Source organism: Chryseobacterium culicis, assembly GCF_002979755.1.
Taxonomy (GTDB): Bacteria; Bacteroidota; Bacteroidia; order Flavobacteriales; family Weeksellaceae; genus Chryseobacterium; species Chryseobacterium culicis_A.
Genome location: NZ_PCPP01000001.1, coordinates 339,741 through 357,660 on the forward strand (window position 1 = coordinate 339,741; position 17,920 = coordinate 357,660).

Below are 17,920 nucleotides of genomic sequence, written 5' to 3' on the forward strand. Positions count from 1 at the left end.
TGTTACCAATTTTTATCAATCATATAAATAAGTTGTGTCATCACCGCAGAGCCAAGTAACAGTTCTCTTCGGTTGACTTTTTCAAAAGTGTCTTCTTCCGTATGGTGAATATCGAAATAACGCTGTGGATCGGGTACCAGCTCAGCTGTGGGCACTCCCATTTCGTGGAGCGGAGCAATATCTGATCCTGAATATTTACCTTCAAAATTATAAACGCCATAAGGTAAAAAAAGATTTATCCAGCTTTTGATCTGGTTTCTTTGAGGTTCATTCATTTCCAGAGAAATTCCCCGTGGTGAAAAACCTCCTGCATCCGATTCTATGGCAAAAAGATGTTTCTCATTGTTTTCTTTGACAACTTTACCATATTGTTTGCCTCCTTTTGTTCCATTTTCTTCATTGGCAAAACAAACAGCACGGATGGTGTGATTATTCTGAATTCCTAATTTTTTAAAAGTTCTTAATACTTCAATACTCTGTACAATTCCGGCTCCGTCATCATGAGCGCCTTCACCTACATCCCAGGAATCCAGGTGTCCGCCGACAACAATTACGCTTTGGTCTTTTTTGCCTGTGATTTCTCCGATCACGGAGTGGGAACGTTTTTCCCCTTTCATTCCACAGTTGGAATTGAGTTTAGCAGTGACTTTCTGACTTTTCAAAAGAACTTCCAGCTCATCAGCAGAGGTATTTCCTATAGTGACGGCCGGTATTTTTGAAGTGTTCTCGTCATAACGCATGTTTCCTGTATGAGGAACATCATCGAAAGCAGAAGAAAGCGACCGGATGATAGCAAATTTACCTCCTTTTTGAGCGGTCAATGAAGCGGCTGTTCTTCTGTAAGGACTTGCGTCACGGTAAGAAATAAATGTCTGTACATTTTCCTGATGAAAAGGGTAGTTGAAAAATACAATTTTACCCTTTACTTTTTCTGCGGGAAGTTGATCATATTCTTCCAATGATTTTACCATAATAATATCACCGGAGAGATCTTTTCCTCCCGTTCCCTCAGAATTTCCAAGGGAAAGCATTTTCATACTTTTCCATTTTCCATTAGAAGTTTGAATGTGGAGTGATTCTTTTCCTCTTACCCAAACCGGAATCATCACTTCCTGAAGCCATACTTTATCAGCTCCGGCATCACGAAGTTTCTGAGCTGCCCATTGTACTGATTTTTCATAGGCTTCAGAACCACTTAGACGATGCCCTATATTTTTGGTGAGTTCTTTCAATTCATTGTATCCTTTACCATTATTCAGAATTTCAGTGGAAATCTTTTTGAATTGGATGGAGTCTTCTTTAGACTGACCAAAAGCAGCCATTCCAAAAAGCAATAATGAGGTTCCTAATATCTTTTTCATTGTTACCAGTTTTTATCAACCATAAAAATCATCTGTGTCATTGCCACTGCTCCGAGAAGAAGCTCTCTTTTGTTCACTTTGTCGAAAGTATCCTGTTCGGAATGATGGTAGTCGAAATATCTTTGGGTGTCTACAACAAGCTCAGCTAAAGGAATGTCCAGTTTTTTTAAAGGTGAGATGTCCTGAATAGCCTCTGTTTGGTCAAAATCATAAACCCCGTAAGGAAGAAAATATTCTTTCCATGGAAAAACCAATCTTCTTCTTTGAGGTGACATATCTAACGAAAACCCTCGTGGAGAATAACCTCCGGCATCTGTTCCTAAGGCAAATACGTGTTTTTCGTCTTTCTTTTTTACATAAGCAGCATACATTTCACGGCCTTGTCCTCCGTTTTCACTGTTGGCATACAAGACCACGCGGATGGTATGGTTATTTTCATATCCAAGCGCTTTTAACGTTCTTAACACTTCGATACACTGCACAACTCCTGTTCCGTCATCAATGGCGCCTTCGCCAAAATCCCACGAATCAAGCTGGGCACCTAAAACAATCACCTTAGAATCTTTTTTGCCCTGAATTTCAGCAATAATATTGGGATTGGTTGTATCCCCTTTTGATTCGGCGGTCATGTTGATCTTAGCCGTGACTTTTTGTTTTTTTATTATTTTCTCCAGCTCATCTGCAGATTTTACCCCAATTGATAAAGCCGGTATTTTTACTTTATCATCTGGTTCGTAGTAAATCATTTTTGCATGAGGAGTATCGTCATTAGCGGTTGTTAATGATCGTATAATTAATGCTTTTGCGCCTGTTTTAGCAATAACGGAAGCCGAAATTAATTTTGATTTTGCCGTTAGTAAATAGGAATCACTGGTATTGATGATTTTCGGATCCATAGGTACATTTACGAAAACTATTTTGTCTTTTAACTGGCCTATGGACATTGCGTTCAGTTCTGAAGTGGAATTGATTAAAACAATTTCGCCCACCAGATCTTTTCCGCCTGTTCCTTCAGAATTTCCAAAGGACAGCATTCTGATATTTTTCCAGTCTCCGTTTCCTGATTTTATCTGTAAAGATTCTTTTCCTCTGATCCAGACAGGAGCTTTGGCTTCTTGCCTCCAGATCATATTAATACCAATTTCCTTGAATTTTTTTTCTGCCCATTCTGCAGCCTTTGCATAGCCTGGAGTTGCACTGAAACGTGATCCTATTCCTTTGGTAAGTTCTCCGAGATTATTATAAGCCTTACCATTGGTCATAATTTCATCTGAAATTTTTCTGAACTCATCATGATAATTGAATTTGGCAACAGTACCTTTTTTTGCCGGATTTTTTTGTGGCTTTTTTTGAGAAAATAAAAATCCACTCAAAAAGAGTGGAAGTATAATGAATATTTTTTTCATTTTTTATTTACTTATCTTTTCCGTTGATAAAAGTAGGGAAAAAATAGTAATTTATTAAGGTTTCATATCGTACATTAACAGGGCTGTAATTAATTTGGGCTCAATAAATGTACATTTTGGAGGCATACTTAATTTTAAGTCTGAAATTTTAATCATATCATTAAAACTTACAGGGTAAATTCCGAAACCAACTTTACCTTCACCGCTGTCTACTTTTTCTTTTAAGATATTGATTCCATTGATATTGGAAGTTCCTTTTACGTAAGAAATAAGTTCAGAGCTATCCGGATCTTCAATTTTCAGGATGTTTTTGAAAATATATTTGTCCAGAAGGTGGTGATCCAGATTGTCAAGAGACATTTCTTTGGAACGAAGATCGTGCTTCACGTGAAGAGAGTAGAACTTCCCATCCATATACATTGAAATATGGAATTTCTGAGAAGGGTAGTATGATGTTTCTCCTTTTTCATGAATAAGGAAATATTTATCAAGTTCCTTCAGGAAATCTTCGGGAGCGATACCGTTCAGGTCATGTAAGATTCTGTTATAGTCATGAATCTTAATCGACTGGTTGGAGACAATAAAGCTGTATACAAAGTTGTAAAGCTCTGTACCATTATGCTTTTTGTTTTTCTCCTTGTGGTATTTGGCGTTTATAGCTGTGGAACCAATTCTGTGGTGTCCGTCTGCAATATAGAATGAATCAATCTGATCTATTACTTCTTTAAACTGCTGTAGTTTCAGACGGTTGTCTATTCTCCAGATCTTGTGTCTGATCCCGATAGAATCCACATGATTGAAAATGGGAACATTTTTTTCCTCGTGGTTCATCAGCAATTCAATTTTTGAATTGGCAGGGTAGGTAAGAAGTACAGGTTCTGCCTGAAGATTTACTTTTTCAAGGTAATGCGCCAGTTTCTCCTTTTTCTGAGGAATGGTACTTTCATGTCTTTTGATTTTTCCACTCCAGAAATCTTCGATGCTCGCCAATCCCAGAAGTCCTCTGAACACCTGTTTGTTAGGATAGATCTGCTCATAAAGATAGTAGGCAGAATTGTCCTGGACCAATTTCTTTTCGTCCAGAAGTTCTTCAAATGTAGAACGGATCTTTCGCAGGTTCCGGTCAATATCTTTAGATTTACTTACAACATAGGGTTTAATCATATTGATGTAAGTATTTTCAACTTGAGCTTTCTCTGCAATCTCTTCCTGGGTGAAATTATCCAGTGGATGGGTAGGGAAAGTACTCTCAAAGTCTCTATGAGGTCTTATTCCACGGAAAGGTTTAAAAACAGGCATATTTATCTTATAGTTTCTTTTTGTAGCTTAATAATTTGTTCTGCAAGTTCGATACCGATTTTTTCTTGCGCATCCACTGTGTTACCACCTACGTGAGGGGATAGTGATAATGCGGGGTTCATCAGTAAAGGGAGTTCCGGGCTTGGTTCGTTTTCAAAAACATCCAAAGCAGCTCCGGCTATTTTTCCTGACTCGATAAAATCAATCAGTGTCACTTCATTAATGACACCTCCTCTTGCAGTATTTACAATATAGACTCCATCTTTCATTTTTTCAAACTGAGGGGTATCTATAATATACTCATTCGTTTTCGGCGTATTGATACTGATGAAATCTGCATCTTTAAGGAATGCATCCATATCATTGGTGGAAGTGATTTCAAAATTTACCGACTGTCCATCGAAGAAATTCAGAGTAAGAACTTCTGTCTTAGGGCTTCTTGTCAGAACGGTAACTTTCATTCCTAAAGCAATTCCTATTTTGATTACTTCCTGGCCAATACTTCCAAAGCCGATTACTCCTAATGTTTTTCCTGAAAGTTCATACGCATTGCTGAATGACTTTTTCATGGCGTTGAAATGAGTTTCTCCTTCCAAAGGCATCAGTCTGTTCGATTCGTGAAGGAATCTTGCCAGTGAAATGAAATGTCCGAAAACCAATTCTGCCACTGATTTTGATGATGCGGTAGGTGTATTGATTATTTTAATGCCTTTGCTTTTGGCATATTCCACATCAATATTGTCCATTCCGATACCGCCTCTTCCGATAATTTTAAGGTTCGGGCATGCATCAATCAGATCCTGTCTCACTTTCGTTGCACTTCTTACCAGAAGAACATCCACATTATTATCGTTGATAAAATTAATAACGTGATCCTGAGCCACTCTATTGTCCAGAATTTCAATTCCGGCTTCTTTTAGAGCATTTTCTCCTGCTTTTGAAATTCCGTCGTTTGCTAAAACTTTCATGAGTTATTTGATTTAAAGATTGAAAAAATTAAATATTTCAACATTTTAAAACTGGGGCGCAAATTAATAAATTTTAATGAACTGCCTTTAATTCTTTCAATCTTTGAATTTTTTAATGTTTAATTTATTTGATAGACTTCATTACATCCACCAAAACCTGTACACTTTCAATAGGTAAGGCATTGTATAAGCTAGCTCTGTATCCGCCTAAGCTTCTGTGTCCGTTTAATCCACTGATACCTGCAGCTTTCCATGCATTGTCAAATTCTTCTTTCTTGCTTTCATTTGTAATTTTGAAAGAAACATTCATCAATGAACGGTCTTCTTTTACGCAGAAAGTTTCGAATAGCGGATTGCTGTCGATTTCATCATATAAAAGCTTGGCTTTGGCTTCATTTCTCTGTTCTGCAGCAGCAATTCCTCCGTTTTTTTCAAGATACTGAAGGGTAAGTAAAGAAGCATATACAGGGAATACCGGTGGAGTATTGTACATGGATTCTTTAGCGATGTGCTGAGAATAATCCAGGATAGAAAACATATTTTCTCTTCCTGTTTTACCAAGGATTTCTTTTTTTATCACTACCAAAGTAACTCCTGCAGGTCCCATATTCTTTTGAGCACCGGCATAGATCAGATCAAACTTGGAGAAATCCAGTTGTCTTGAGAAAATATCAGAACTCATATCACATACCATCAGGGTATCCACTTCAGGGAAAGATTTCATTTGAGTTCCGTAGATTGTGTTGTTGGAAGTACAGTGGAAATAATCATATTCTGCACCTACCGTATAGTCTTTAGGAATAAAAGAATAGTTTTCTTCTTTTGAAGAGCCTACTACATCTACCGTTCCTACTTTTTTTGCTTCTTTGATGGCTCCGGCTGCCCATGTTCCTGTATCCAGGTAAGCTGCTTTTCCACCTACTTTCATCAGGTTGTAAGGAACCATTGCAAACTGCAGGCTGGCACCTCCTCCTAAATAAAGTACTTCATAATCATCCCCAAGATTCATCAATCTTTTTACAATGGCACGCGCTTCATCCATTACAGCAACGAAATCCTTGCTTCTGTGGGAGATTTCAAGAAGAGACAATCCGATACCGTTAAAGTCCAGGATAGCCTGTGCTGATTTTTCAAATACCTCTTGAGGTAAAATACATGGTCCTGCGCTGAAGTTGTGCTTTTTGTTCATATTTTATTTTTTTTGATGCTTCCGGATTTTACATTCCTTCTGCTTTATTTTTGGTTAAATGAGAGTTTGGGTCAAAAAAAGCCGCCTCACAGATCATGAGACGGAATTTTTTTATTCGCCGTGTAAGAATGCTTTTTTATTAAGAAGAGCATCTTCTGATTCTACGTGATCCTCGTCAGGTACGCAGCAGTCTACAGGACATACAGCAGCACACTGAGGTTCTTCATGGAATCCTTTACATTCTGTACATTTATCAGTTACAATGAAGTATACGTCATCACTTACAGGTTCCTGTGGAGCGTTGGCATCTACAGTAAGTCCCGACGGCATCGTAATAGTACCTTGAAGAGCCGTTCCGTCAGAAGCTTTCCAATCTACAGCTCCTTCATATATTGCATTATTTGGACATTCCGGTTCGCAAGCCCCGCAGTTAATGCATTCATCAGTTATTTTAATAGCCATCGCTAATTTTTTTTAAATTTGCACAAAATTACAAAATATTCCCCAATTTTAAAGTAATTATGAATACCGAAAATCAAGTTTTAGGACTTATTAAATTAAGTGATTATATAAAAGCGTTTTTAGCGAAGAAACCGGAAGATCACAATGAAGATGATGTTGATATTGAATTATTGTTAAAAAGATCTGAAATAGAAAATCCGTGGTTTACCATTGATAATCAGAAATTTGCTTTACAGCAATGGACAGATCTTTTGACTGAAGAGAACATCAAAAACTGGCTTGAAAATTATTCCATCTCTAAAATTTCAAAAAGAGTTGGACTTATTTTAGCCGGAAATATCCCTTTGGTAGGGTTTCACGATGTGATTTCTGTTGTTTTGAGCAATCATATTCCTGTGATTAAGCTGTCTTCAAAGGACAAGTATATAATTCCGTTTTTATTAAAGAAATGGAGTGCGTTTTCTAATGAAAATGTAACTTTTGAATTTGTAGAAAAATTAGAAAATTTTGATGCCGTTATTGCTACAGGAAGTAACAATACTGCGAGATATCTTGAATATTATTTTAAAAATCATTTAAGTATTATCCGCAAAAACAGAACTTCTGTTGCTGTGCTGAAGGGTGATGAAACGAATGAGGAACTGCAGTTATTAGCAAAAGATATTTTCCAGTATTTTGGATTAGGATGCAGAAATGTAACGAGAATTTTTATTCCGAAAGATTTTGTGATTGACAGACTGTTTGAAAACTTTCTAGGTTTCCAGGATATTATCAATCATAATAAATATGCCAACAATTATGACTATAACCGAGCTGTTTATCTTTTAAATCAGGATAAATTCTGGGATAATAATTTTGTGATGCTGAAAGAAGATGATAAACTGTTTAGCCCGCTTTCTGTAATTAATTTCAGCAGATATGAATCTTTGGATGATGTAAAAGCTTTTATTGCAGAAAATGAAGAAAATATTCAATGTGTAGTGGCAAAAGAAGACGTAGGATTGAATGCAATAGCTTTTGGTGAAGCACAAAATCCAGGCCTGGACACCTACGCTGATAATGTAGATACAATGAAATTTTTAGAACTGGTCTGATTTTCGTATCTTCCATCACTTATTTCACCAGAACAAAAATGAATACTATGAGAAAATTATTGCTCGGACTTGCTCTTGTAGGCGGACAGTTGATTTTTGCACAGAAAGTAACGGGTGCAAAGGTTGAAAACAGTCCCAAAAAAGAGCAACAGGCCAGTATAAGTAAGGAAAAGATCAGTTTGTATAATGATAACTTCCTTAAGTTTATTGATGCTTTACAAGCTTCTGACCGTAAGACTATTGATGGATTGCTTTCTGAGAAAGTGAAGGAAATTGTAACGGACAATGTTCTTAAAAAAGTTAAAGATGGCATTGATCCCAATAAAAAGCTTGAAATCTTAAAAGCAGGATATTACAAGACAATGGATGGTTTGAATCATCCGAGTATTAAATATAAATATGCAGGAGAATCATCTTCCAAAGAGGCTATTACAGCTGTATTTGAAGATGATGGAAAGATTTTAGGGGTATTGCCTGCGAAATAAACTTATTTTCGATTAAATAAAAAATATTAACTATGATGACAGATGTTTTAGTCGCTCATTCTTCGGATGTGGAGAAAGCGAATTTTTACAAGAAGACGTATTTGCATGTTGCTTTATCGATTCTTGCTTTTATTGGAGTTGAAACGATATTATTAAAAACTGTTCCGGCAGAACTGATTGCAATGATGTTTGGTCAGAGATATATCTGGTTATTGATCATTGGAGTTTTCTGGTTAGCTTCTGTTTTGGCTTCAAAATGGTCTCTTTCACAAAGTAAATCCACTCAGTATCTGGGATTAGGATTTTATATCTTGCTGGAAGCGATTATCTTCATGCCGCTGCTTTTTATTGCAACAAATATTGAAGGGGGAGCTAATGTGATTTTCCAGGCTGCGACCTTAACAATTGCTATGTTTGCGGGTATTTCAGCAGTAGCATTTACCTCTAAAAGAGACTTTTCTTTCTTAAGAAATATCATTGTAATCGGTGGATTTATTTCAATCGGACTGATTGTTGGAGGAATGATCTTTGGTTTTAACCTTGGGCTGTGGTTTTCAGTAGGGATGGTAATCCTTGCTTCGGCTACCATTTTATATCAGACTAGTAAATTGAAAGATTCATATGGTACCAACCAGTATGTTGGAGCAGCATTACAGCTTTTTGCCTCCATTATGCTTTTGTTCTGGTATATCCTAAATATTCTGATGAGCAGAAGAAACTAATTGATAAATTATTTTAGCTTTTAAATAATAGTCCCGGTGATTCTTCATCGGGATTTTTTTATATACATGATTTTTTAAACACGAATTGCACAAATGTTTTCACGAATAACACGAATTCAATAGGAACGGGCTTTAGCTCATTTACTTAAAAAAACCATTATCTATTGGTTTTGCCGAAACTTATAAGTTTCCCACAGATTCTACAGATTGACACGGATGCTTGCGTATATTTATTTGTGTTATTTGTGAAGGAATATTTGTGTTACTTGTGGTTTTGAAAAATTAAATATAAAGTTCGCAAATGTTTTCACGAATAACATGAATTCAATAGGAGAGGGCTTTAGTCTGTTTACTTAAAAAAACATTATCTATAGGTTTTATCCGAAACTTATAAGTATCCCACAGATTCCACAGATTGACACGGATGCTTGCGTATATTTATTTGTGAAGGAATATTTGTGTTACTTGTGGTTTTGAAAAATCAAATACAAAGTTCGCAAATGTTTTCACGAATAACATGAATTCAATAAGATCAATAGGAGCGGGCTTTAGCCTGTTTTATATTGTATAGATACCTTCCAACGGCTTTAGCCAAAACTTATAAGTATCCTGCTGATTTCAAAGATTAACACAAATGATTGCATGCGATTTTGATGGATGAATTTCACGTCTTCTATTTGTGAAATTAGTGCAAAAATATTGGTGTTATTTGTGGTTTCAGAAGTAAACCCAAAAAATCCTGATGATATTTTCACCGGGATTTTAATTGGATATTCTCTGAGATTTTTTATACAACTTCCAGCTTCATGTGACGGATTAAAGTCCTTTGAAGTACATTTTAAGTTGAAATAAAAGATTCTTAAAGAATAGAAAAAAGTATAGTAATGAGGAAAACCTCAGGTATTGTATATTGTGTTTTTACCATCTTTTGATTAAAAATAACCGCAAGATATTATTTGTCGATTGACCCTAGAACCTTTTGTGCAAAAGAGTTTAAAGCATCTTTTTCACTCATTCCGTTCTGTACATTAGCATGAACTTCTAAAGCTCCGCAAATGTTAGTAATTAATTCTCCTGCAACATTTAAGTCTTCTTCGCTTGTTCCTCTGAATTCACAGAAACTTTCCAGTACTTCTAATGTTTTTTCAAGATTTTCAGGAGTCTGATTCTGATAAAACTGTCTGATTACGGGTAATTTCATTATGCTAATTCGTTAAAAAGGTTAATTAAACTTTCTGCCTGGTTAGATTGAACCTGGTTGACCAATTCTCCGTTTTTAAAGATGGCGAAAGTAGGTAAGTTGTCTACTTTTGCTAATTTTCTGCTTTCAGGAAGCTTCTCAGCATCTACATATAAAAATGGGATAGTATCATTTTCAGATGCTAATTTTTTGAATTTTGGCTTCATGATTCTGCAGTTTCCGCACCATGTTGCGCCATATTGAACAACTACTTTTTCGTTGTCGTTAACTATATTTTGTAATGTATCTTCGGTTAATTCTGTGTACATAAGTTTATTTTTAAAAAAATAAACAATGTAACAATCTAAAAATTGACCAATCTAACAATTCAAAAAAACTTTTAAAATTGTTATACTGTTAGATTGTTACATTGTTATATTTAAATTAAGATATTAATTTTTTGCTAAGTATTCTGCTGTAGAAGTTCTGTCTGCTTTCATAGCATCTTTTCCTTCTTCCCAGTTTGCAGGACATACTTCACCATGTTTTTGAACGTGCGTGTAAGCATCGATCAATCTTAAGAATTCTTTTACGTTTCTTCCTAGAGGCATATCGTTTACCGCTTCGTGGAAGATTTTTCCAGTTTCGTCGATAAGGTAAGTAGCTCTGTAAGTTACGTTAGAACCTGTGAAAACTTCATTTCCATCTTCATCATATTCGAAATCCTGATCAACAATTCCTAACGTGTTAGCCAATTGTCTGTGAGTATCTGCTAAAAGTGGGTAAGTTACTCCTTCAATTCCTCCGTTATCTTTTGGTGTGTTCAACCATGCGAAGTGTACTTCGTTAGTATCACAAGATGCACCGATTACTTTAGTGTTTCTTTTTTCGAATTCACCTAAAGCCTCCTGGAAAGCGTGAAGCTCAGTAGGGCATACGAAAGTGAAATCTTTAGGGTACCAGAATAAAAGAACTTTTTGCTGGTTGTTTACTGCTTCATCAAGGATGTTGATTCTTAGATCGTCACCCATTTCAGACATTGCGTCGATTGTTAAATTTGGGAATTTTTTTCCTACTAAAGACATAATTTTCTGTTTTTATATTTAAATTTCTTATGCAAATATATAAAAGATTCATCTATCGAACAAACAAATATTGATAAATAAAATCTATAATTGTTTTTAGTGCGTGGTGAAATAAAAAAGCCCTGATATCAGGGCTTTTTGTTTATTTTAATAACCAAATATTTCAGTTAAATTAAGTTTTTTTACTTCGCCTAATTTATGCATATCTGCTTCATTCACTTTATCTTGAGAAGCAACAAGGCAGTAGGTGTAATTCTTGTTTTTCATTTCCTTATCATGGAACGAATTGATATCTGTAAAAGACAATTTCGGTGCCTGTTCATAGACATTCTTTCTCATATCAAAATTGTTTCCAAGTCTTTGGGATTTCAGATAAGAGAAGATGATTCCGTCCTGAGTAATTCTTTCAGAAGCAATTGATTTTTTCAATCCGCTTTTCGCAGTTTCGAATAACTGCTCAGATTTTGGAAGGGTAGTCAAAAGCTCGTTCATTGCTGTTGTAGACTCATTGAATTTGTCTGCCTGTGTTCCTACATAAGCCATTACCATATCCTTGTCTGTTTTTTTGCTTGGAAGGGCAAAATAAGAATACGTAGAATAAGCCAGTGCTTTTGATTCTCTGATCGTCTGGAAAACAATCGATCCCATTCCGCCTCCGAAATAGTTATTGAATAAACTTACGGTAGGAGTAGTAGAAGGGTTGTATGAGTCAGAGTTTCTTACCCAGAACACTTCAGCCTGTACCATGTCATAATGAGCAAATAATACTTTATTCTTATCAGTCGGGATCTGAGCAAAAGTTTTAGACTTAGGAAGATCTTTCAGGGTTGCAGGAAGTTTGTGGACAGGTTTCAGAGCTGCCACCACTTCGTTTCCTGATTTTGGACCATAGTATAATACTTTATGTTTGAAATTAAACAGGTCATGAAGAACATTGATCAGATCGTCTGCTTTTAATGCATCAAGCTCTGCATCGCTCAACACATTATTGAACGGGTTTTGAGCGCCATACTGTGCGTAGCTTCTCAATCCGGACATAATTACTCCTTTATTCTGTTTTGCGTTTGCTCTGGCTTTCTTCAATCTCACTTTGTAAGCATCAAGAGCAGCCTGGTCTGCCTGACAGTTTTTAATCAAATCTTCAAATAAAGCAATCGTTTTACCGAAGTTTTCATTTAAACCTTCCAGTGATACATAAGTTTCTTCATTTCCTGCACTTACATTGAAGCTTGAGGCAAGTTTGTAGAATTCCTTACTGATGATTTCGGAAGATTTGTCTTTGGTTCCTAAATACTGAAGATATTCTGCTGCCAATGGAAGGATTTTGTTGTTCCATTTTCCTGAATCAAAATGATAATACATTCTGAACAGGGCATTGTCTGTATTTTTTACAGAAAGTACGTCCACATCAGCCAATTTGTTTTTAGCGATGTCTTTATCGTAATTTAACCATACCGGAGCGATAGGGTTTTCAGGCATTTCGTCAATTTTTTTCAAGAAAGGAGACTGATCTTCTCTGTTAACGGAAACCGGTGTGATCGTTGGTTTATCAACTTTTACAATGCTTTTGTCTTCTCCTTTTCTTTTGTAAACTGCAACGTAGTTGTTGTTCTGCAGATATTTGGATACGAAATCCATGATATCCTTTTTCGTAAGTTTTGAAATTTCATCAACATATTCCAACGATGCTTTGTGGTCAACATCTGAAGTGAATTCATCCATCAGAATACTTGCTCTTGACGAATATTTTTCATCCTTCTGAATAATCCCTTTCTTTTCATTGTTCACAATGGACTGAATCAGATCATCGGAAAATTCTCCTTTTCTTAATTTATCAATTTCCTGAAGAAGAAGATTCTTTACTTCGTCCAAAGACTGTCCTTCCGTTGGCTTTCCTTGTAAAAGTAAAACTGAATAATCCTTTAAAGCATAAGACCCTGCGTAAGCACCAAGTAATTTTTGTTTTTTTACGAGATCAAGATCGATCAATCCGGCCTGTCCGTTGGTCAACATATTTCCAACAAGATTCAGCATTCTTGCATCTTTGGTAGACGCTCCCGGAAATCTGAAACCAAGCATTACGTTTTCAGGATTAGGACCTACCACTTCTTTTGTAACGGGAGATGTAATTGGTTTTTCCTGTCCTACTTTATACTCAGGGATTGTCTTAGGTTTCATGTACGAGAAAGCCTTGTCAATCTTTGCAATTACTTCATCCGGATTAAAATCTCCGGACATAATGATTCCCATGTTGTTGGGAACATAATAATTGTTATAGTATTCTCTGATAGCGTGTAGAGAAGGATTTTTTAAGTGTTCTATCGTTCCGATAGTTGTTTGTTTTCCGTAATTGTTGTTAGGGAAAAGGTTGGCAAACATGGTATCAAAAACTTTATCTCCGTCGTCATCAAGAGATCTGTTTTTTTCTTCATATACAGCTTCAAGCTCTGTGTGGAAGAGTCTCAGAACAGGTTCTCTGAATCTTTCAGCCTGTACAGCAAGGAATTTGTCAAGAACGTTGGATGGTACGTCTTCTGTATACACCGTTTGTTCAAAAGAGGTGAAGGCGTTGGTTCCGTCAGCTCCCATACCAGCCATCATTTTATCGTATTCATTTGCAATTGCAAATTTGGCAGCTTCTCCTGAAACCCTGTCGATTTCTTTGTAGATTTCTTTTCTTTTGGCTTCGTCCTTAGTCTGGTTGTACTTTTCGTAAAGAGCATCAATCTGGTCCAAAAGAGGTTTTTCTTTGGCCCAGTCTTTAGATCCAAACTGATTTGTTCCTTTGAAAAGCATATGTTCCAGATAATGGGCAAGACCGGTGTGGTCTGCTGGATCGGTTTTACTTCCTGCTTTCGTTGCAATATACGTTTGAATTCTCGGGTCCTTATTGGTAGGGCTCAAAATAACCGTTAATCCGTTTTTTAAGGTGTAATACCTTGCGGAAGTAGGGTCATTGGTTACGAATTTGTACTTGTAGCCGTTAGAAGTAGCTTCTTTCCACTGAAAATCCTGGCCAAAAGCATATCCTGCAAAACTTGCAGCGGCAATGCTTGTAGCGATGGTTAGTTTTTTTAACAGATTCATTGCTGTCGTGTTTTATTTTTGATTATTAGTTTGTTAATTGAATTTCTCCAATAAGTTTTTAATTCGTTTCATAGCCTCTCTTAGGTCTTCCTCAGAAGCAGCGTAAGAGAACCTGATACATTCAGGGCTTCCGAAAGAGAATCCACCCACACAGCCCACATGAGCGTTTTCCAGAAGGAACATCGCAAAATCATCAGAGTTTTTAATTTCTGTTCCATCCAGGGTTTTTCCGATATAATGTGAAATATCCGGGAAGAAATAGAAGGCAGCCTTTGGAAGCACCACCTTGAATCCTGGAATTTCTTTGATTAAGTCATAGACAATATCCCTTCTTTTTTTGAAGGCATCAATCATATATCTGTATTCGGAAGGATCTGTTTTAAGGGCAACAATAGAAGCTCTCTGTGCCACTGTATTAGCTCCGCTGGTCATCTGTCCCTGTACTTTTTCACAAGCTTTTGCCAGCCATTCCGGGCATGCAGAGTATCCGATTCTCCATCCGGTCATAGCAAATGCTTTTGACATTCCGTTGATTACGGCTGTCTGTTCATAAACTTCAGGAAACTGAGCGATAGAAGTGGTTTTAGTTTCGTAATTGATATATTCATAAATCTCATCGGAAATTACCGTTATCTGAGGATATTTGGCAATCACTTTTGCAATGGATTTTAATTCATCATACGTATAATATCCTCCTGAAGGATTACACGGTGAGCTGAAAAGTACAGCTTTTGTCTTTTCTGTAATAGCTTCTTCCAGCTGTTCTGCGGTCACTTTAAAATCAGTAAGATAAGAGGTAGGAAGCATCACGGAAGTTCCACCCATCATTTTTACCATTTCATCATAGCTTACCCAATAAGGAGCGGGAAGAAGAACTTCATCACCATCATTGATAATGGCTGCCAGAACATTTATAATAGCCTGTTTTGCCCCATTTGAAACACAGATCTGGGTAGGTTTGTATTCCAGGTTATTATCTCTTTTTAATTTATAAGCAATAGCCTCACGCAATTCCAGAAATCCGGGAACAGGAGAGTAGTGGCTGTAATTTTGATTGATAGCATCGAAAGCGGCCTGTTTGATATTGTCCGGAACGTCAAAATCCGGTTCGCCAAGAGTTAAACTGATCACATCTATTCCGCTGGCTTTCATTTCTCTGGCTTTGTTTGACATTACAAATGTCTGGGAGTATCCTAATCTTTTTACTCTATCTGAAAGTTTGTCCATTGTATTTTTTTGAATTTTAACAAATATATAATAAAAACGTCTTGTGAGGGTAATAAAAGTGGGGTTGCTTTGAAGATTTTTGTCAGGTTTTAACCAAATTTACCCTGTTTCGAAATCATTATATCCTTTTTGAGCAGTTGGGTAAATATTAGTTGGTAAAGAGTATAATCAAAATAAAAAATACTTCTTAAGCTTTGGGTTTTGTATCTTTAAACGATCTAAGACCTATCCCATGAAATATTCTGTTTTTTTATTACTGATCTCATGTTCTGTTTTTTCTCAGCGGCCTTCAAAGGATGTTGAAGTGAAAAAATATGTAACGCAGGTGAATGAAGACTCCCTAAAATCTTATATCGGTAAACTGGTGAGTTTTGGAACCAGACATACTTTAAGTGCGACAGATGATCCCAAACAAGGGATAGGAGCTGCAAGAAACTGGGTGATTAAAAAATTCAAGGATTACGCCAAAAATTCCGGAGGCAGAATGGAAGTATACCTTCAGCAGGAAGATATTCAGCCGGACGGAAAGAGAATCGATCAAACAGTTAATCTTGGGAATGCAGTTGCTTTTCTGAAAGGAACAGATCCAAACGATAAAAGAGTTTTCCTGATCGGAGGACATCTGGATTCAAGGGTAACGGATGTCATGAACAGGACTTCAGCAGCGCCAGGAGCTAATGATGACGGCAGTGGAGTAAGTGCTGTTATAGAATCTGCCAGAATATTGAGCAGATCTTCTTTTCCGGCATCCATTATTTTTGTGGCATTTTCCGGTGAAGAGCAATCATTATTGGGTTCCAGACAGCTGGCAGAAAAAATAAAAAGAGAAAATCTGCAGCTGGAAGCTGTTCTGAATAATGATATGATTGGTAATCCCAAAGCGGGTGAAACAGGAGAGATCAATACCCGGACACTTCGTGTATTCAGTGAAGGTATGCCTTACAAAGATCTGGATAAAAAAGCAATGACAATCAGGAATCTGGGTTTTGAAAATGATAGCGAATCCAGACAGCTGGCAAGATATATCAAAGAAATCACAGAACAATATGTTAAAGGACTTGAAATAAAACTGATCTACCGTAATGACAGATTTTTGCGTGGAGGCGATCATACCAGCTTTGTTAATAATGGATTTCCTTCTGTAAGACTTACCGAATATTATGAAAATTATGATCATCAGCATCAGGATATCAGAGTGGAAAATAACAAACAATATGGTGATCTTCCGGAATTTATAGATTTTAAATATCTGAAGAAAAATATTGCGGCCAATATTGCGGTTTTGGCGAACCTTGCAAAATCCACTTCAAAACCTGAAAAGGTAGAAATGGATGTTAAAGAACTGACCAATTCCACAACGCTTCATTGGGAAAAGCCATTATCCGGAACGCCAATGGGATATTATGTGCTGGCTCGGGAGACGGATAGTGCGGTATGGCAGAAAAAAATATTTACAACAGCACTTTCCATTAAAGTTCCTTTATCGAAGGATAATTATATTTTTGCTGTACAGACCATCAGCGATTCTGGAAACCTCGGTGTGCCTGTAATTCCGGGAATTGCGAAATGATGGATTTTGCAGAAAAGTGGAATAGACGACCGGATCAGGAAAAGTAGATTTGAATACAAGAGAAATAAAACTTATTTTTGCGGTTTATAATAATTCACATGTCTGCATCGTTACTATTAAAATATTTCCCGGATCTTACTGAAAAACAGAAAGAACAGTTTTCTCAATTGGAAAATCTGTATCATGAATGGAATGAAAAGATCAACGTAATTTCCAGAAAAGATATGGAGTCGCTGTATGAAAAACATATTTTGCACTCTTTGGGAATTGCAAAAGTGATGGAGTTTGCTCCCGGAACTAAAGTTTTGGATATCGGAACCGGAGGAGGTTTTCCCGGAATTCCTTTAGCGATTCTGTTTCCTGAAACCACATTCACTTTGATTGATTCTATTGGAAAGAAGATCAGCGTGGTACAGGCTGTAGCGGATGGAGTAGGGTTAACCAATGTAACGGCTATCCATGGAAGAGCTGAGAAACTGAAAGAAAAATTCCACTTTGTAGTCAGCAGAGCGGTGACCCAGATGCCGGAATTCCTAAGATGGCTGAAAGGTAAGTTTGAAAAAGAACAGTTTAACCCTAAACATAACGGGATTTTATATTTAAAAGGTGGTGATCTTGCAGAAGAACTGGCCGGAATTAAATGTGAAATTTTCAATCTTAAACACTATTTTGATGAAGAATTTTTTGATACTAAAAAAGTAGTTTATGTATCAAAAGGTAATTTTAATTCCTGATTTTTATGTAAATAAGGAATAATTTTTGCTAAATATTGGTTAATAATCAGA

At 36.5% G+C, this 17,920-nt stretch carries 16 protein-coding genes; 5 read left to right on the forward strand and 11 right to left on the reverse strand.

The genetic code is table 11. The annotated features are described in order from the left end of the window. Positions 1-2 precede the first annotated feature (2 nt). The 6 genes from CQ022_RS01660 to CQ022_RS01685 form a co-directional block, all read right to left on the reverse strand. The gene (locus CQ022_RS01660) at positions 3-1,361 is read right to left on the reverse strand and encodes a M28 family peptidase (protein ID WP_105682652.1); all 1,359 of its coding nucleotides are present in this window, start codon (positions 1,359-1,361) and stop codon (positions 3-5) included. A 2-nt stretch (positions 1,362-1,363) separates the two neighbouring features. Further along, positions 1,364-2,767: a M28 family peptidase gene (locus CQ022_RS01665; RefSeq protein ID WP_105682651.1), complete on the reverse strand. Its 1,404-nt coding sequence runs from the start codon at positions 2,765-2,767 to the stop codon at positions 1,364-1,366. A gap of 54 nt (positions 2,768-2,821) precedes the next feature. Next, positions 2,822-4,066 carry a DUF1015 domain-containing protein gene (locus CQ022_RS01670; protein ID WP_105682650.1) on the reverse strand — a complete coding sequence of 415 codons (1,245 nt, stop codon included), beginning with the start codon at positions 4,064-4,066 and terminating at the stop codon, positions 2,822-2,824. Between the two features lie 2 nt (positions 4,067-4,068). Continuing rightward, on the reverse strand, positions 4,069-5,034 hold the full coding sequence (locus tag CQ022_RS01675) for a D-2-hydroxyacid dehydrogenase (RefSeq protein ID WP_105682649.1): 966 nt from the start codon (positions 5,032-5,034) through the stop codon (positions 4,069-4,071). A 124-nt stretch (positions 5,035-5,158) separates the two neighbouring features. Continuing rightward, positions 5,159-6,223, reverse strand: a complete 1,065-nt coding sequence (serC, locus tag CQ022_RS01680; RefSeq protein ID WP_105682648.1) for a 3-phosphoserine/phosphohydroxythreonine transaminase — start codon at positions 6,221-6,223, stop codon at positions 5,159-5,161. Positions 6,224-6,334: 111 nt separating this feature from the next. Further along, positions 6,335-6,685, reverse strand: coding sequence for a 4Fe-4S binding protein (locus CQ022_RS01685; RefSeq protein ID WP_105682647.1), 351 nt, complete (start codon positions 6,683-6,685; stop codon positions 6,335-6,337). Between the two features lie 59 nt (positions 6,686-6,744). On the opposite strand from CQ022_RS01685, the gene CQ022_RS01690 reads away from it, so the two are divergent. From CQ022_RS01690 to CQ022_RS01700, 3 genes are read left to right on the forward strand one after another with little or no spacing between them, the layout of a single operon-like run. After that, the gene (locus tag CQ022_RS01690; RefSeq protein WP_105682646.1) at positions 6,745-7,779 is read left to right on the forward strand and encodes an acyl-CoA reductase; all 1,035 of its coding nucleotides are present in this window, start codon (positions 6,745-6,747) and stop codon (positions 7,777-7,779) included. A gap of 47 nt (positions 7,780-7,826) precedes the next feature. Continuing rightward, positions 7,827-8,264, forward strand: a complete 438-nt coding sequence (locus CQ022_RS01695; protein ID WP_228421672.1) for a peptidylprolyl isomerase — start codon at positions 7,827-7,829, stop codon at positions 8,262-8,264. A gap of 32 nt (positions 8,265-8,296) precedes the next feature. Further along, a complete protein-coding gene (locus tag CQ022_RS01700; protein WP_105682644.1) occupies positions 8,297-8,986 on the forward strand; it encodes a Bax inhibitor-1 family protein in 690 nt (229 codons plus the stop codon). Positions 8,987-9,938: 952 nt separating this feature from the next. On the opposite strand, the gene CQ022_RS01710 is transcribed toward CQ022_RS01700, so the two are convergent. From CQ022_RS01710 to CQ022_RS01730, 5 genes are all read right to left on the reverse strand, one after another. Beyond that, positions 9,939-10,187, reverse strand: coding sequence for a DUF6952 family protein (locus CQ022_RS01710; protein ID WP_002980002.1), 249 nt, complete (start codon positions 10,185-10,187; stop codon positions 9,939-9,941). After that, positions 10,187-10,495, reverse strand: coding sequence for a thioredoxin family protein (locus CQ022_RS01715; protein WP_105682642.1), 309 nt, complete (start codon positions 10,493-10,495; stop codon positions 10,187-10,189). The genes CQ022_RS01710 and CQ022_RS01715 overlap by 1 nt, the downstream gene beginning before the upstream one ends. 123 nt (positions 10,496-10,618) lie before the next feature. Next, complete coding sequence (locus CQ022_RS01720) at positions 10,619-11,251, reverse strand: peroxiredoxin (protein ID WP_034698496.1); 633 nt, start codon at positions 11,249-11,251, stop codon at positions 10,619-10,621. Between the two features lie 147 nt (positions 11,252-11,398). Continuing rightward, a complete protein-coding gene (locus tag CQ022_RS01725) occupies positions 11,399-14,338 on the reverse strand; it encodes a M16 family metallopeptidase (protein ID WP_105682641.1) in 2,940 nt (979 codons plus the stop codon). 33 nt (positions 14,339-14,371) lie between these two features. After that, positions 14,372-15,565, reverse strand: a complete 1,194-nt coding sequence (locus CQ022_RS01730; protein ID WP_105682640.1) for a pyridoxal phosphate-dependent aminotransferase — start codon at positions 15,563-15,565, stop codon at positions 14,372-14,374. A gap of 232 nt (positions 15,566-15,797) precedes the next feature. On the opposite strand from CQ022_RS01730, the gene CQ022_RS01735 reads away from it, so the two are divergent. Together CQ022_RS01735 and rsmG are read left to right on the forward strand one after the other, a co-directional pair. After that, the gene (locus CQ022_RS01735; RefSeq protein ID WP_105682639.1) at positions 15,798-17,135 is read left to right on the forward strand and encodes a M20/M25/M40 family metallo-hydrolase; all 1,338 of its coding nucleotides are present in this window, start codon (positions 15,798-15,800) and stop codon (positions 17,133-17,135) included. Positions 17,136-17,233: 98 nt separating this feature from the next. Continuing rightward, positions 17,234-17,869, forward strand: coding sequence for a 16S rRNA (guanine(527)-N(7))-methyltransferase RsmG (rsmG, locus tag CQ022_RS01740; protein ID WP_105682638.1), 636 nt, complete (start codon positions 17,234-17,236; stop codon positions 17,867-17,869). Positions 17,870-17,920 lie beyond the last annotated feature (51 nt).

Bases quoted from the DNA above. Each gene is read 5' to 3' on its own strand.
- CQ022_RS01700 (WP_105682644.1), top strand. From the start codon at position 8,297: ATGATGACAGATGTTTTAGTCGCTCATTCTTCGGATGTGGAGAAAGCG.
- CQ022_RS01665 (WP_105682651.1), bottom strand. From the start codon at position 2,767: ATGAAAAAAATATTCATTATACTTCCACTCTTTTTGAGTGGATTTTTA.
- rsmG (WP_105682638.1), top strand. From the start codon at position 17,234: ATGTCTGCATCGTTACTATTAAAATATTTCCCGGATCTTACTGAAAAA.
- serC (WP_105682648.1), bottom strand. From the start codon at position 6,223: ATGAACAAAAAGCACAACTTCAGCGCAGGACCATGTATTTTACCTCAA.
- CQ022_RS01660 (WP_105682652.1), bottom strand. From the start codon at position 1,361: ATGAAAAAGATATTAGGAACCTCATTATTGCTTTTTGGAATGGCTGCT.
- CQ022_RS01675 (WP_105682649.1), bottom strand. From the start codon at position 5,034: ATGAAAGTTTTAGCAAACGACGGAATTTCAAAAGCAGGAGAAAATGCT.
- CQ022_RS01725 (WP_105682641.1), bottom strand. From the start codon at position 14,338: ATGAATCTGTTAAAAAAACTAACCATCGCTACAAGCATTGCCGCTGCA.
- CQ022_RS01695 (WP_228421672.1), top strand. From the start codon at position 7,827: ATGAGAAAATTATTGCTCGGACTTGCTCTTGTAGGCGGACAGTTGATT.
- CQ022_RS01685 (WP_105682647.1), bottom strand. From the start codon at position 6,685: ATGGCTATTAAAATAACTGATGAATGCATTAACTGCGGGGCTTGCGAA.
- CQ022_RS01670 (WP_105682650.1), bottom strand. From the start codon at position 4,066: ATGCCTGTTTTTAAACCTTTCCGTGGAATAAGACCTCATAGAGACTTT.
- CQ022_RS01715 (WP_105682642.1), bottom strand. From the start codon at position 10,495: ATGTACACAGAATTAACCGAAGATACATTACAAAATATAGTTAACGAC.
- CQ022_RS01720 (WP_034698496.1), bottom strand. From the start codon at position 11,251: ATGTCTTTAGTAGGAAAAAAATTCCCAAATTTAACAATCGACGCAATG.
- CQ022_RS01730 (WP_105682640.1), bottom strand. From the start codon at position 15,565: ATGGACAAACTTTCAGATAGAGTAAAAAGATTAGGATACTCCCAGACA.
- CQ022_RS01690 (WP_105682646.1), top strand. From the start codon at position 6,745: ATGAATACCGAAAATCAAGTTTTAGGACTTATTAAATTAAGTGATTAT.
- CQ022_RS01710 (WP_002980002.1), bottom strand. From the start codon at position 10,187: ATGAAATTACCCGTAATCAGACAGTTTTATCAGAATCAGACTCCTGAA.
- CQ022_RS01735 (WP_105682639.1), top strand. From the start codon at position 15,798: ATGAAATATTCTGTTTTTTTATTACTGATCTCATGTTCTGTTTTTTCT.